Raw genomic sequence first — 13,649 nt, forward strand, 5'->3', positions numbered from 1 at the left:
TCGGCACCAAACCCGTCCGCCTTTAGGGAATGATCACGATCCGGTGAGTAACAATCCGTGCAATTCGGACACGCGGTCGATCATTCGGAGATCGGGTGGGTTCGAGCGGGTGCGATTCGGGTTCCAGAAGTGGCCGTATCGACAAAGAGATGGTCAATGAAGGGTGAGTCGCGCGACTGCCGGTGGACGAGAACGCCCCGCCGGCGATGCCGGCGGGGCGGAGGAAGCGGGCTGCGGGGGTCAGCGGGACTGCGGCCCCCTGCGCTGCGGCAGGGTCACCACGGAGGCGTCACCGGGGGCGGCCGGCGGCAGGCCCGCGACCTGGGCCAGCAGATCGCACCAGGAGGCCAGATGGGCGGCGGTGTCCGGGACCCCGCCCAGACCCTCGCGGGGCGTCCAGGAGGCGCGGATCTCGATCTGCGAGGCGGCGGGCCGCTCGGACAGCCCGCCGAAGTAGTGCGAGCTCGCCCGCGTGACGGTGCCGCTCGGGTCGCCGTACGCGAGCCCGCGCGCCTGGAGTGCCCCGGTCAGCCACGACCAGCACACCTCGGGCAGCAGCGGATCGGCGGCCATCTCCGGCTCCAGCTCGGCCCGCACCAGCGTCACCAGCCGGAAGGTACCCCGCCAGGCGTCGTGCCCGGCCGGGTCGTGCAGCAGCACCAGACGGCCGTCGGCGAGGTCCTGGTCGCCGTCGACGACCGCGGCCTCCACGGCGTACGCGAAGGGGGCCAGCCGCTGTGGGGCGGGCGTCGGCTCCACCTCGATCTGCGGCCGCAGCCGGGCGGCCCGCAGCGCCTCCACCGCGGCCCGGAACACCGGCGGAGCCGCACTGCCGGCATGCCGGTCCGCCTCCCCCGTCTCCTTCTCGTCGTCCATCCCGCCAGCGCCGTCCGACAGTCGTCCCTGAGCCGCAGCCATGCGGGGAAGAGTAAGGGGAAGCGGGCCGTCGTGCCGGGCAGACACCCCGCGCCGCCGGTCGCCAGACCCCGGCAGGGCTCCCGTCACCGCCGTGCGAGACTTTCCCCGTGAGTGCCAACGACACCGCCCACGGGACTTCCGCGGGCCAGCAGCCGACGCGGCCGTCCGCGACGTACGACTCCGCCTTCCTCAAGGCGTGCAGGCGCGAACCCGTGCCGCACACGCCCGTGTGGTTCATGCGGCAGGCCGGGCGCTCCCTGCCGGAGTACCACAAGGTGCGTGAGGGCATCGGGATGCTGGAGTCCTGCACGCGACCCGAGCTGGTCGCGGAGATCACGCTCCAGCCGGTGCGCCGGCACGGCGTGGACGCGGCGATCTACTTCAGCGACATCGTCGTACCGCTGAAGGCCATCGGTCTCGACCTCGACATCAAGCCCGGCGTCGGCCCGGTCGTCGAGCAGCCGATCCGCACCCGCGCCGACCTCGCCCGGCTGCGCGACCTCACCCCCGAGGACGTCTCCTACGTCACCGAGGCGATCGGCCTGCTCACCCGCGAGCTCGGCAGCACGCCCCTCATCGGCTTCGCGGGCGCTCCCTTCACCCTCGCCAGCTATCTCGTCGAGGGCGGCCCGTCCCGTACGTTCGAGAACGCCAAGGCGATGATGTACGGCGACCCGGAGCTGTGGGCCGACCTGCTGGACCGCCTCGCGGACATCACCGCCGCGTTCCTGAAGGTGCAGATCGAGGCGGGCGCCTCCGCGGTGCAGCTGTTCGACTCCTGGGCCGGAGCGCTGGCCCCCGCCGACTACCGCCACTCGGCGATGCCCGCCTCCGCGAAGGTTTTCGAGGCCGTCGCCGGGTACGGCGTCCCGCGCATCCACTTCGGCGTCGGCACCGGCGAGCTGCTGGGGCTCATGGGCGAGGCCGGCGCGGACGTCGTCGGCGTCGACTGGCGCGTCCCGCTGGACGAGGCCGCCCGCCGGGTCGGCCCCGGCAAGGCGCTCCAGGGCAACCTCGACCCGACCGTCCTGTTCGCCGGCACCGAGGCCGTCGAGGCCAAGACCCGCGAGGTCCTCGACACGGCCGCGAAGCTGGAGGGCCACGTCTTCAACCTCGGCCACGGAGTCATGCCGTCCACCGACCCGGACGCGCTGACCCGGCTCGTGGAGTACGTGCACACGCGGACCGCCCGCTGACCTACCAGGTCTGCCAGGCCTGCCGGGGCCGGGCCCGCCTGCCGAACAGCAGGCCGCCCGGCTCCGGCGGGGGCGGGGTGCCGGGCTTGAGCGGCCAGGCGAGCAGCATGCCCGCGAGGAAGCCGACGACGTGCGCCGAGTAGGCCACCGTGCCGGCGCCGGACACGCCGTGCCCGGAGGAGTACACCGCCTGTAGCCCGAACCAGAAGCCCAGCACCAGCCAGGCGGGCAGCCGCAGCGGCAGGAAGATCAGGAACGGCACCAGCACCCACACCCGGGCCTTCGGGTACAGCACCAGATAGGCGCCCAGCACCCCGGCGATCGCCCCGGACGCGCCGATCAGCGGGTCGCCGCTGTCGGCGTTGAGCAGCGCGAAGCCGTACCCGGCCGCGTAGCCGCAGACGACGTAGAAGAGGAAGTACCGGACGTGGCCCATCCGGTCCTCGACGTTGTTGCCGAAGATCAGCAGGAACAGCATGTTGCCCAGCAGGTGCAGCCAGCTGCCGTGCAGGAACATCGCGGTGAACACCGACAGCGGCGGCGACTTGTCGTAACCCGGCGCCCCCACCACGCAGCCCGGGCCGTGCGGGCCCACGCCCACGCGCCCCGTCGGGACCATGCTCGGCAGCTGATGGTGGATCAGCTCCCTGGGGACGGCCGCGTAGTGCTCCGTGAAGGCCTGGAGGTGGCACAGCTGGGCCAGATCGCTGCCCCCGGCCACGGAGCCGGCTATGCCGGGCGTGGACAGGAACACGAGGACGTTCGCGGCGATGAGCGCGTATGTCACCCAGGGGGTACGGCGCACCGGGTTCACGTCATGCACGGGGATGACCACACAAAAGTACTGCCCGCGATGCGCCGGACGAATCGGTGAACGCCGCCCCGCGGGTGTGCGTATCTCTCCTCAACCGACGTGAGGATCAGGCGATGAACGACCGAATCACCCCTCCGATGCACGCCACGCCCGACGGCGAGGCGGAGATCTCCCTCGTGGTGCGGCTCCCCTGGGAGGACGTCGCACGGCTCGGCCAGGAGGCGGGCCGGCTGGCCTCGCAGTTGCAGCGGCCGGTGACGCTGGACGAGGCGGTCAGCCATCGGCTGCGGTCCACGAGGGCGTCCGCGGCCCATGCCAAGCCGGCGGGCGAGCAGCCCGCGGCCGTGACGTCCAACACCTCGGTGACCTCGCTCCCGAGGATCAGCGGCACTGCCTAGTCCGCGCTCGCGCGCACCTTCGCCGCCGCCTTTCTCGCCGCCACCAGTACCGGGTCCCACACCGGTGAGAACGGCGGGGCGTAGCCCAGGTCCAGGGCCGTCATCTGCTCCACCGTCATGCCCGCCGTGAGGGCCACCGCGGCGATGTCGACCCGCTTGCCCGCGCCCTCCCTGCCGACGATCTGCACGCCGAGCAGCCGCCCCGTGCGGTGCTCGGCGAGCATCTTGACCGTCATGGGGGAGGCACCGGGGTAGTAGCCCGCGCGGCTGGTCGACTCGATGGTGACCGTCTCGAACCGCAGGCCGACCCGGCGGGCGTCCTTCTCACGCAGACCGGTGCGGGCGATCTCCAGATCGCAGACCTTGCTGACGGCCGTGCCGACCACGCCCGGGAAGGTGGCGTAGCCGCCGCCCGCGTTGGTGCCGATGACCTGGCCGTGCTTGTTGGCGTGGGTGCCGAGCGGGACGTACTGCTCCCGGCCGGAGACCAGGTTCAGCACCTCGACGCAGTCACCGCCGGCCCAGATGTTCTCGTGGCCGCGCACGCGCATGGCGAGGTCGGTGAGCAGGCCGCCACGGGCGCCGAGGGGGAGCCCCGCCGCGGCGGCGAGCGTGGTCTCCGGGCGGACGCCGATGCCCAGGACCACGATGTCGGCGGGGTGTTCGGCCTGCTCCGTGGCCACCGCGCGGACCCGGCCGTCCGCACCGGTGAGCAGCTTCGTCACCGCGGCGTCGTTGACCATGGTGATGCCGAGGCCCTCCATCGCCCGGTGCACCAGGCGGCCCATGTCCGGGTCCAGGGTCGACATGGGCTCCGTGCCGCGGTTGACGACCGTCACCTCGAAGCCGCGGTCGATCATCGCCTCGGCCATCTCCACACCGATGTAACCGGCACCCACCACCACCGCACGGCGGCCACGCGTGCCCGCCAGCGTGTCGAGGAGGGCCTGACCGTCGTCCAGGGTCTGCACGCCGTGCACACCGGGGGCGTCCACGCCCGGCATGTCGGGGCGGACCGGGCGGGCCCCCGTGGCTATGACGAGCTTGTCGTACGACGTCCAGGACTCGGCGCCGGAATCGACGTCACGCGCGCGTACCCGCTGCCCGGCCACGTCGACCTCCACGACCTCGGTGCGCATGCGCAGGTCGATCCCGCGCGCGCGGTGCTCCTCGGGAGTGCGGGCGATCAGCTGGTCGCGTTCGGGCACGGCACCACCCACCCAGTACGGGATCCCGCACGCCGAGTAGGACGTGAAGTGGCCGCGCTCGAAGGCCACGATCTCCAGCTCCTCCGGGCCCCGCAGCCGGCGTGCCTGCGACGCCGCGGACATCCCCGCGGCGTCGCCGCCGATCACGACCAGTCGTTCCGTCCCGCCCCGCACACCGTTCATGCTCATGCGAACACGCTACGGGCACGCCGGATTTCGGGCCCGCTCAGCCCTTGTTGTTGGGCTCGGCCGTGGGCTGGGGCGCTGTCGGCTGTGGTGCCGCGGGCTGCGGTGCCGGGCGGGCTGTCGGCAGCGGGCCCAGGGCGGTCGTCGCCGGCGCGGCGGCGGCGCGGGGCAGCCGGGGGCGTACGACCCGCAGCCACAGCAGCGTCAGCCACGCTACGGGCACGCCGGATTTCGGGTTCGCTCAGTCCTTGTCGTCCGGCTCGGCCGTGGGGTGGGGCGCTGTCGGCTGTGGTGCCGCGGGCTGCGGTGCCGGGCGGGCGGTCGGCAGCGGGCCCAGGGCGGTCGTCGCCGGCGCGGCGGCGGTGCGCGGCAGCCGGGGGCGTACCACCCGCAGCCACAGCAGCGTCAGCAGCGCGGCCAGGGCCGCGAACGGCAGCGCCGCGCCGATGGCCAGGGCGAACCAGCGCAGCAGCGTGACGAACGCGTGCCAGCCGCCCGCCAGGGCGTCCGTGAAACCGGGGGAGTCGTCCCCGGCGGCCTGCTTCGCCGGTGTCCGCGACAGCGACAGGGTGATGGTGGCCAGGCTCGTGCGGTCCTTCAGGGACGCCTGCCGGGCGAGCAGCGCCTCCAGGTCCGCCTCGCGGCTGCTCAACTCCCCTTCGAGGGTCACCACGTCACCGAGCTTGGTGGCCCGGCCCATCAGCTCCCGGATCCGGGCCACGCTGGCCCGCTGCGACTTGATCCGGCTGTCGACGTCCACCACCTGGTCGGTGACGTCCCGTGCCTTGGCTGTGCGGTGGATCAGCCTGCCCGAGCCCTCCAGGTCGGTGAGGACCGCGTCGTACCTGTCCGTGGGCACGCGCAGTACGACCCGGGTCCGCTCGTGGCCCGCGGAGTCCCGGCTGGTGGTCTCGTCGCCGACGTAGCCGCCCGCGTTCTCGGCGGTGGCGCGGGCCTCGTCCAGCGCCTCGGGCACGTCCTTGACCTGCACGGTGAGGGACGCGGTGCGGATGATGCTGCTCGCGGTGAGCCTGGGCGCCTTGGTGGTGGCCTCCGCGTCGCGCGCCTTGCCGCCGGAGGCGCCGCCCTGGGCGACGCTGCCGGAGTCGGCCTTGTCCCCGGCGGAGCCGCCGCCGGAGTCGTCCGCGCCGCTGCATCCGGCGAGGGCGAGGGACGCGGCGAGCAGGACGGCGGCCAGGGCCTGGACGGGCCGTAGGGATCGTGGTGTGCGCATGCTGGCGGTACCCCCCGAGGGTTCGTGACGACTGACGTTCCTTCGACGCCCGGACGGCGCTGCGCGTTGGGGGGTGGACGGTTCCGATGAGGTCACGGTCACATCGCGCCGGGGCCACAAGGCCCTGGCGCCGCTGTCAGTGGCGTCTGAGAAGGTGGAGCCATGAGCGGATCACGTACGGGCCCAGGTCACGTCGTCGTCATCGGAGCGGGCGTCGCCGGGCTGGCCGCCGCGCACCGGCTGCTTCAGCGCGGGACCCGGGTGACCGTGCTGGAGGCCTCCGACCGGGTCGGCGGCAAGCTGCTGCCCGGCGAGATCGCGGGCGTGCGCGTCGACCTGGGCGCCGAGTCGATGCTCGCGCGCCGCCCCGAGGCGGTGGACCTCGCGCGCGAGGTCGGACTGGCCGACCGCCTCCAGCCGCCGGCCACCGCGACGGCCTCGATCTGGACCCGGGGCGCCCTGCGCCCCATGCCCAAGGGCCACGTCATGGGCGTCCCCGGCACCGCCGCCGCCCTGACCGGCGTCCTGTCCGACGAGGGCCTCGCCCGCATCGAGCGCGACGCCGACCTGCCCCGCACGGAGGTCGGCGAGGACGTGGCCGTGGGGGAGTACGTGGCGGCGCGGCTGGGCCGAGAGGTCGTCGACCGCCTGGTCGAGCCGCTCCTGGGCGGGGTCTACGCGGGCGACGCGTACCGCATCTCGCTCCGCTCGGCCGTCCCCCAGCTCTTCCAGGCCGCCCGCACCCACACCTCCCTGACGGAGGCGGTCCGCGAGATCCAGGCGAAGGCCGTCGCCGGTCGGCAGACGGGCCCGGTGTTCATGGGCATCGAGGGCGGCGTGGGCCAACTGCCGCTCGCGGTCGCGGAGTCGGTGCGCCGGCGGGGCGGTGAGATCGTCACGGGGGCCCCGGTGGGCGAACTGCGCCGGGAACCCGGCGGCGGCTGGCGGGTGGCGGCCGGCGACCGTGTGCTGCGCGCCGACGCCGTGGTCGTCGCCGTCCCCGCCCCGGCCGCCGCCGGGCTGCTGGCCGCCGAGTCCCCGGAGGCCGCCGCCGAGCTGCGCACCGTCGAGTACGCCTCCATGGCCCTGGTCACCCTCGCCTACCGCCGCGCCGAGGCCGCCCTGCCGGACGGCAGCGGCTTCCTCGTCCCGCCCGTCGACGGGCGCACCATCAAGGCCTCCACCTTCGCCTCCCGGAAGTGGGGCTGGATCGCCGACGAGGACCCGGACGTGATCGTGCTGCGCACCTCCGTCGGGCGGTACGGCGAGACGGAGATCCTCCGCCGCGAGGACACCGACCTGGTGGAGGTCTCCCGCCGCGACCTGCGCGAGGCCACCGGCCTGGACGCCACTCCCCTGGAAACCCGGGTCATCCGCTGGACCGACGGCCTGCCCCAGTACCCCGTCGGCCACCACGCGCGCGTGGCCCGCGTCCGCGAGCACGTCGCCAAGCTGCCGGGCCTCGCCGTGTGCGGCGCGCAGTACGACGGTGTCGGCATCCCGGCGTGCATCGCCAGCGCGTACGCGGCCGTGGACCAGCTGGGCGGGGACCTCGGCGGTGTGCAGGAGCTCACCGCCAACCCGGTGCAGAGCCTGCACGGCGGAGCGGGAGAATAGCGGTATGAGTGACGACGCTCCCACCACCGCCTCCGAGCGGATCCCGAACAAGGGCAAGCTGGCCAAGGACCTCAACGAGGTCATCCGCTACACCCTGTGGTCCGTCTTCAAGCTGAAGGACGTACTGCCCGAGGACCGCGCGGGTTACGCCGACGAGGTCCAGGAGCTGTTCGACCAGCTCGCCGCGAAGGACGTGACCATCCGCGGCACGTACGACCTCTCCGGGCTGCGCGCCGACGCCGACCTCATGATCTGGTGGCACGCCGAGACCAGCGACCAGCTCCAGGAGGCGTACAACCTCTTCCGCCGCACGAAGCTCGGCCGCGCCCTGGAGCCGGTCTGGTCGAACATGGCGCTGCACCGCCCGGCCGAGTTCAACCGCTCTCACATCCCGGCGTTCCTCGCCGACGAGACGCCGCGCAACTACGTCAGCGTCTACCCCTTCGTGCGCAGCTACGACTGGTACCTGCTGCCCGACGAGGACCGCCGCCGCATGCTCGCCGACCACGGCAAGATGGCCCGCGGCTACCCGGACGTGCGCGCCAACACGGTCGCGTCGTTCTCGCTCGGCGACTACGAGTGGGTCCTGGCCTTCGAGGCCGACGAGCTGTACCGCATCGTCGACCTCATGCGCCACCTGCGCGGCTCCGAGGCCCGCATGCACGTCCGCGAGGAGGTCCCGTTCTTCACAGGCCGCCGCAAGGACATCGGCGACCTGGTCGCGGGCCTGGCCTGATCGGGCGCGAGCCGGTGGCGGGCCTGGCCTGATCAGAGTCGGTCGGACTTGCCCTTCAGCCGGTCCCTCAGGGCCTGCCTGCTGGGCGTTCCCGGCTTCGACTCCGGCTTCGGCTCCAGGTGCGGTGCGCAGGACGCGTGCCGCACCGGGAGGCGGCCGGCGAGCAGATAGGCCTCGACGTGGGCGTTGACGCACGCGTTCGGGCCGCCCGCGATGCCGTGCGTACCGGCGTCCCGCTCGGTCACCAGCACCGAGTCGGCCAGCCGTCGGCGCATCTCCAGTGCCCCGTCGTAGGGCGCGGCGGCGTCCCGCTCGGCGGCCAGGATCAGCGTCGGCGGCAGCTCACCCGGGCCGGTCCGCACGTCGACGGGCCGTTGCCGGGGCGCCGGCCAGTAGGCGCACGGCAGGTTCATCCACGCGTTCTCCCAGGTCTCGAAGGGCGCCACGCGCGCGAGCCGGGTGTTGTCGCGGTCCCACACCGCCCAGTCCGTCGGCCAGGGCGCGTCGTTGCACTCGACGGCGGTGTAGACGGCGTTCAGGTTCTCCGCCTCCGCGGCCGTCCCGGCGCTCGGTGTGGCCAGCCGGACCAGTGGCCCCGGATCACCCTTCAGATACGCCGACAGCGCCTCGGCACGGCTCGGCCAGAAGTCGTCGTAGTACCCGGCGGCCAGGAACGCGCCCTGCAACTGCCCGGGGCCGACCTTCCCGCCCGCCGGTTCGGCGGCCAGCCGCGTCCGTGCCGTCTCGTAGCTGTGGCGCACCTTCTCGGCGGTGTCGCCGAGGCCGTACGCGTCGTCGTGCCGGGCGATCCACTCCCTGAAGTCCGCCCAGCGGTCCTCGAAGGCGGCCGACTGACCGAGGTTGTTGCGGTACCAGATCTGCGCGGGGTCCGGGTTCACGGGGGCGTCCAGCACCATCCGCCGCACGTGCGAGGGGAACAGCGTCGCGTACAGCGCCCCGAAGTAGGTGCCGTACGACGCGCCCATGAAGGTCAGCTTCTCCTCGCCCAGCGCGGAGCGCAGGACGTCCAGGTCGCGGGCGTTGTTCAGGGAGTTGTAGTACCGCAGCGCGCTGCCGGCCCGCAGGGCGCAGCCCCGGGCGTACGCCTTCGCCCCGGCGATGCGCTGCTTCTTGTACGCCGCCGAGGGGCGCGTCGGCGCCTGCGCGGGCCCGGTGGCGAGCTGCCGCGGGTCCTGGCAGGACAGCGGCGCCGAGCGGCCGACCCCGCGCGGGGCGTAGCCGACGAGGTCGTAGGCGGCGGCGACGCGCTTCCACTCGGGCAGCAGGCCGATCACCGGGAAGTACATGCCGGAGGCGCCCGGGCCGCCCGGGTTGAAGACGAGGGCGCCCTGGCGGGGCACCTTGCGCTTGCTGTTGTGCGGGTCCTTGTGGGTCGCCTGCGCCCGGCTGACGGTCAGCTTGATCTGCTTGCCGTCGGGGTGGGCGTAGTCCAGCGGGACGGTCACCGTGCCGCACTCCACGCCGTCCGGCGCGCTCTGGTCGGCGGGGCACTTGCCGAAGTCGATGCCGGCCGCACGGGCGCGGGCGGCGGCCACCGCGGTGCCGCGCTGCTCCGCCGACGCGTCCGGGGCGTGGGGCGCGCCGCCGGCGGGGGCGGCGGTGAGGGTGGTCAGGAGCAAGGACCCGGCGGCCGAGCAGAGGGCGGCGGCTCTCATCGCGTATCCCTTCGGTGGGGGCGGCGGCGCACCGCCAAGACAAAAGGGATATTTCGTTCGGTCGACGGCGAAGGCAAGCACCGCCCGGCCGGTGTCGGCCCCAATGCCCCCTATGCGCCCCTGGCGGCGGCGTCCTCACTCCCGCCAGGGCTGGTCGCGGTGCGCGAAGGCGGCGCGCAGTTCCGGTTCGCCGATCGCGCGGATGCCGCGTACCGCGACGGAGGTGAGGTAGCCCCGGTCGTCGCCCGTGCCGTTCGTCCGCCGGGTCAGCGCGCCGAGCAGCCGCTGCCCGGCCGGGGAGGCCCAGGGTGAGTACGGGTGCACCTCGACCCGGGCCATGGCCAGGCAGCTCAGGGTGAGGGTGAGGGGGAGCGCGAACCACAGGGCGACCAGGTCGCGCGGCATCTCGGTCGGCGTGGGCGTCAGCAGCGCGGCCGCGCCCAGCGTGAGGACGGCCAGGGCGGCGGCCCGCACCTGGCGGACACCGGACGCGACGGTCGTACGTGCCCCGGCGGGCACGGCGAGCCCCGCGCGCACCAGGTCGTCGGCGAGGCTGCGCACCGCGTCCGCGCCCGCCGCCGCGGAGCGCACCGGCTCTATGCGGGACTGCCCCTCCGGACCGATGGCGCCTATCACGGACCGCTCCATGTCGTCCCGGCCGCGCGGGTCGACGACGGTCGCCCAGCCGGTGTGCGCGAGCAGCAGTCGCCGCTGCCGGGCCATGGAGACCATGGTCAGATCGGCGACCCGCGCGGGCCCGCCGGACAGGAACGCCGCCTCGTACAGCGTCAGATCGTGCTCCCGGCCCGCGATCGCGTCCTGCCTCTCGGCGGTCGCCGCGCGTACGGCGGCCAGGCACAGCCGGGTGCAGGCCGTGCCGGCGACGGCCCAGGCCAGCAGCAGTAGAAGGACCCAGAACATGACAAGTTTCTATGCCAGTGGTCTGGGAAACTCCATGCCCTGTTCACAATCCGGACGGAGTGTTCCCGGTATGTGACGTTCCGCTTGCCTCGCAGGTCAGGAGCCGTTCGACGGCAACGGGCTCGAGGCGGCGGGCGGGAGCGAGTAGCTCGGGGCCGGTGACGGTGTGACCGGGATCGGGGAGCCGGTGCCCGCGCTCGGCAGGGCTGAGCCCGGGGGAGTGGGCGTGCCGGTCGCGGCGAGGTCGCGGGCCAGCGCGGCGAAGTCCACGTACCCGGTGGCCTCCAGGACCTTGATGTGGTCCAGGACGGTCGTGTTGGCGTCGTCGGCGAGACCGCGCACGAGCGAGTTCTGCGTGCCCGCGCGCACCTGGGCGACCAGCGAGAACACCCTGCCGTGCGCGAGCCGCACGATGTTGGCGAACTGGCGGTCGAAGTCCTCGCCCTGCGCCGACTTCAGCGTGGCGAGCCACTGCTTCTGCTGGTCGGTGGGCTCGTCGGGCAGCCCGAGGTTCATCTTGGCCGCGACGTCCCGGACGCGCTGGTCCAGGAAGGTGTGGCCCTCGACCAGGTGCTGTCCCGCCGTGCGCACGGCCGGGGTGGTGCCCTTCTCCTCCGCCAGCTGACCCGCGGACAGCTCCCACAGGCCGGCCAGCCGCACCTTCGTGATGAAGTCCCGGTCCTGCGCGGACAGCGGGCCGTACAGCGTCAGCGTCGTGTCCGCGCTCAGCACGTCCGCGCCGGCCGTGTCCGGCCGGTCGGTGTACGACCAGATCGGGAAGGCCAGCGCCACGAACGTCGCGGCCAGGCCCGAGATGATGATCCCGGTGCCGCTGAATATGCCCCGGCCCTTGACGGAGCGTCGCGATCGCATGGCGCCTCCTGTTGCCGCACCGCACGCCCGTGAGTCCTGGGGTGCGGAATTGGCATATTACTGCGGCCCTCCTCCAACTGCCGTCCCGCATAAGGTGCTAAATAACGCCAAACCGGACGTGAACCGCGTAACACCGCGACCGCCACCCCCACCGCAGCAGCACCCTCCGCGCCGCGCGGACGGCCCGTACCACCGACGGACTCGACCCCTCCAGCCACCACCCGCGCAGCCCCCGCCGGGCTCCGGCGTCCGCGTACCGTCCCGCGTGATGCGGTGTTATGACGCCCGCGGGGGCGTGAACCGGGTGACACCGCGGTTGTCCCTCCGCCGCAGCAGCGCCTTCCGCGCCGCGCGACCGGCCGACTCGACCGCGGCACCGGCCCTGATCGCTCCAGCCGCCCACCACTCGCATAACCCCTGCCGGGCTCCGGCGTCCGCGTACCGTCCCGCGTGAGGCGGTGTCACCCCCGCCGCAGCAGCACCCTCCGCGCCGCGCGGGCGGCCCGTGCCACCGGCCGGTTCGATCGCGGCTCCGGTCCCGACCGCTCCAGCCACCACTCGCGCAACTCCCGCCGCGCAGCGGGGTCCGTGTGCCGCCCGGTGAACAGCAGGTGCCCGGCGAAGTCCAGGGCGTCCTGTCGGTAGCCACCGGTCATCGGCTGTGCCTGGGCGTAGTCGAGGAAAGCGGGCCGGTACCCCGTGCCGAGGATGTCCGGCAGTTCGGGCGCGACCTTCGCCACCACGTCGGCCCGCTTCGCCGCGAGCGCCCGGGCCTGCACCCGCATCCGCGTCCGGTCGAAGCCCTCCGGCACCGGTGTCCCGGCGACCAGCGCGGACAGCATCGCGGCCTGCGCGAGCCCGAGGCGCTGACGGACGGCGTCGGTGGGTGCCGGCCGCGGTGCCGTGGCCGCCTCGGGCGCCGGTGACGGAGCGGTCGCCCTCGTCACCCGTCCCCGTCCCTTGGCCACGGCCCCTCGGATTGTCCGCAACTCCCGCTCCAGCTCGGCCGGTTCGGGGAAGTTCTCGTCCCGTTCCAGCAGCACCCCCGGCGGGTCGACGCGGGCGGCGAGGCCGGTCAGGATGTCGAGGACCGGCTGCGGCACGGCGTGGGCGTGGCTGTCGTGCCAGACGCCGTCCCGTTCGAAGCCGCCCGCGACATGCACGTACGCGATGGCCTCCAAGGGCAGCTCGGCCAGCGCCTTGGCCGGGTCCTCGGCCCGGTTGACGTGGTTGGTGTGCAGGTTCGCCACGTCGATCAGCAGCCGCACCCCGGTCCGGTCGGCCAGTTCGTACAGGAACTGACCCTCGGTCATCTCCTCGCCGGGCCAGGCGATCAGCGCGGCGATGTTCTCCACGGCGAGCGGCACCGGCAGCGCGTCCTGGGCGATGCGCACGTTCTCGCACAGCACGTCGAGGGCGTCCCGGGTGCGTGGCACGGGCAGCAGATGGCCCGCCTCCAGGCGCGGGGAGGCGGTCAGCGGGCCGCCCGCGCGGACGAACGCGATGTGCTCGGTGACCAGCGGCGAGCCCAGCGCCGCCGCCCGCTCCGCGAGAGCGGTCAGCCGTCCCTCGTCGGGCCGGTCGGCACCGCCGAGGCCGAGCGAAACCCCGTGCGGGACGACGGTCACCCCGCGCTCGCGCAGCCGCCGCAGCGACTCGGGGAGGTGTCCTGGGCAGACGTTCTCCGCGACCACCTCGACCCAGTCGATGCCCGGCATGCGCTCCACGGCGTCCGCGATCTCCGGCCGCCAGCCGATCCCCGTCCCCAGTCGTTGCACCGCCGCCCCCTCTCACCCGTGTTCCGGCGTGACGGGGGTATGGCCCCGGCGGCGGGCCGCGAATCCGGCGGCCCGCACCTTCAGAGCAACATTT

The 13,649-nt window shown here is 73.6% G+C and carries 13 protein-coding genes; 4 read left to right on the plus strand and 9 right to left on the minus strand.

Annotated features, from left to right (window positions below):
- Nucleotides 1-240 precede the first annotated feature (240 nt).
- Nucleotides 241-918 carry a DUF3000 domain-containing protein gene (locus tag ACFY01_RS11550; RefSeq protein WP_390735487.1) on the minus strand — a complete coding sequence of 226 codons (678 nt, stop codon included), beginning with the start codon at nucleotides 916-918 and terminating at the stop codon, nucleotides 241-243.
- Between the two features lie 107 nt (nucleotides 919-1,025).
- On the opposite strand from ACFY01_RS11550, the gene hemE reads away from it, so the two are divergent.
- On the plus strand, nucleotides 1,026-2,114 hold the full coding sequence (gene hemE / locus ACFY01_RS11555; RefSeq protein WP_390735488.1) for a uroporphyrinogen decarboxylase: 1,089 nt from the start codon (nucleotides 1,026-1,028) through the stop codon (nucleotides 2,112-2,114).
- A 1-nt stretch (nucleotide 2,115) separates the two neighbouring features.
- Here the strand turns inward: hemE and ACFY01_RS11560 are convergent, their stop codons facing one another.
- A complete protein-coding gene (locus ACFY01_RS11560; protein WP_390735489.1) occupies nucleotides 2,116-2,949 on the minus strand; it encodes a rhomboid family intramembrane serine protease in 834 nt (277 codons plus the stop codon).
- A 92-nt stretch (nucleotides 2,950-3,041) separates the two neighbouring features.
- On the opposite strand from ACFY01_RS11560, the gene ACFY01_RS11565 reads away from it, so the two are divergent.
- A complete protein-coding gene (locus tag ACFY01_RS11565; protein WP_390735490.1) occupies nucleotides 3,042-3,326 on the plus strand; it encodes a hypothetical protein in 285 nt (94 codons plus the stop codon).
- Here ACFY01_RS11565 and ACFY01_RS11570 read toward each other — a convergent pair.
- Genes ACFY01_RS11570 through ACFY01_RS11580 form a run of 3 tightly spaced genes read right to left on the minus strand, consistent with a single transcriptional unit; the run spans nucleotide 3,323 to nucleotide 5,954 of the window.
- Nucleotides 3,323-4,723, minus strand: coding sequence for an FAD-dependent oxidoreductase (locus ACFY01_RS11570; protein WP_390735491.1), 1,401 nt, complete (start codon nucleotides 4,721-4,723; stop codon nucleotides 3,323-3,325). The two genes, ACFY01_RS11565 and ACFY01_RS11570, sit on opposite strands and share 4 nt — an antisense overlap.
- Nucleotides 4,724-4,760: 37 nt before the next feature.
- Nucleotides 4,761-4,943, minus strand: coding sequence for a hypothetical protein (locus ACFY01_RS11575; RefSeq protein WP_390735492.1), 183 nt, complete (start codon nucleotides 4,941-4,943; stop codon nucleotides 4,761-4,763).
- Nucleotides 4,944-4,961: 18 nt separating this feature from the next.
- The gene (locus ACFY01_RS11580) at nucleotides 4,962-5,954 is read right to left on the minus strand and encodes a DUF4349 domain-containing protein (RefSeq protein WP_390735493.1); all 993 of its coding nucleotides are present in this window, start codon (nucleotides 5,952-5,954) and stop codon (nucleotides 4,962-4,964) included.
- Nucleotides 5,955-6,116: 162 nt separating this feature from the next.
- On the opposite strand from ACFY01_RS11580, the gene hemG reads away from it, so the two are divergent.
- On the plus strand, nucleotides 6,117-7,571 hold the full coding sequence (gene hemG, locus ACFY01_RS11585; RefSeq protein ID WP_390735494.1) for a protoporphyrinogen oxidase: 1,455 nt from the start codon (nucleotides 6,117-6,119) through the stop codon (nucleotides 7,569-7,571).
- A 4-nt stretch (nucleotides 7,572-7,575) separates the two neighbouring features.
- Nucleotides 7,576-8,307: a hydrogen peroxide-dependent heme synthase gene (hemQ, locus tag ACFY01_RS11590; protein WP_390735495.1), complete on the plus strand. Its 732-nt coding sequence runs from the start codon at nucleotides 7,576-7,578 to the stop codon at nucleotides 8,305-8,307.
- Between the two features lie 32 nt (nucleotides 8,308-8,339).
- On the opposite strand, the gene ACFY01_RS11595 is transcribed toward hemQ, so the two are convergent.
- The 4 genes from ACFY01_RS11595 to ACFY01_RS11610 form a co-directional block, all read right to left on the minus strand.
- Nucleotides 8,340-9,983, minus strand: a complete 1,644-nt coding sequence (locus tag ACFY01_RS11595; protein ID WP_390735496.1) for an alpha/beta hydrolase — start codon at nucleotides 9,981-9,983, stop codon at nucleotides 8,340-8,342.
- Between the two features lie 135 nt (nucleotides 9,984-10,118).
- Nucleotides 10,119-10,904, minus strand: a complete 786-nt coding sequence (locus ACFY01_RS11600) for a TIGR04222 domain-containing membrane protein (protein ID WP_390735497.1) — start codon at nucleotides 10,902-10,904, stop codon at nucleotides 10,119-10,121.
- Nucleotides 10,905-11,000: 96 nt separating this feature from the next.
- A complete protein-coding gene (locus ACFY01_RS11605) occupies nucleotides 11,001-11,777 on the minus strand; it encodes a DUF4142 domain-containing protein (RefSeq protein WP_390735498.1) in 777 nt (258 codons plus the stop codon).
- Between the two features lie 461 nt (nucleotides 11,778-12,238).
- Nucleotides 12,239-13,555, minus strand: coding sequence for a DUF692 domain-containing protein (locus tag ACFY01_RS11610; protein WP_390735499.1), 1,317 nt, complete (start codon nucleotides 13,553-13,555; stop codon nucleotides 12,239-12,241).
- Between the last annotated feature and the right edge of the window lie 94 nt (nucleotides 13,556-13,649).

This window comes from Streptomyces sp. NPDC001480 (genome assembly GCF_042894725.1).
Taxonomy (GTDB): domain Bacteria; phylum Actinomycetota; class Actinomycetes; order Streptomycetales; family Streptomycetaceae; genus Streptomyces.

Bases quoted from the DNA above. Each gene is read 5' to 3' on its own strand.
- ACFY01_RS11550 (WP_390735487.1), bottom strand. From the start codon at position 918: ATGGCTGCGGCTCAGGGACGACTGTCGGACGGCGCTGGCGGGATGGAC.
- ACFY01_RS11565 (WP_390735490.1), top strand. From the start codon at position 3,042: ATGAACGACCGAATCACCCCTCCGATGCACGCCACGCCCGACGGCGAG.
- ACFY01_RS11570 (WP_390735491.1), bottom strand. From the start codon at position 4,723: ATGAGCATGAACGGTGTGCGGGGCGGGACGGAACGACTGGTCGTGATC.
- ACFY01_RS11580 (WP_390735493.1), bottom strand. From the start codon at position 5,954: ATGCGCACACCACGATCCCTACGGCCCGTCCAGGCCCTGGCCGCCGTC.
- hemG (WP_390735494.1), top strand. From the start codon at position 6,117: ATGAGCGGATCACGTACGGGCCCAGGTCACGTCGTCGTCATCGGAGCG.
- hemQ (WP_390735495.1), top strand. From the start codon at position 7,576: ATGAGTGACGACGCTCCCACCACCGCCTCCGAGCGGATCCCGAACAAG.
- ACFY01_RS11595 (WP_390735496.1), bottom strand. From the start codon at position 9,983: ATGAGAGCCGCCGCCCTCTGCTCGGCCGCCGGGTCCTTGCTCCTGACC.
- ACFY01_RS11600 (WP_390735497.1), bottom strand. From the start codon at position 10,904: ATGTTCTGGGTCCTTCTACTGCTGCTGGCCTGGGCCGTCGCCGGCACG.
- ACFY01_RS11605 (WP_390735498.1), bottom strand. From the start codon at position 11,777: ATGCGATCGCGACGCTCCGTCAAGGGCCGGGGCATATTCAGCGGCACC.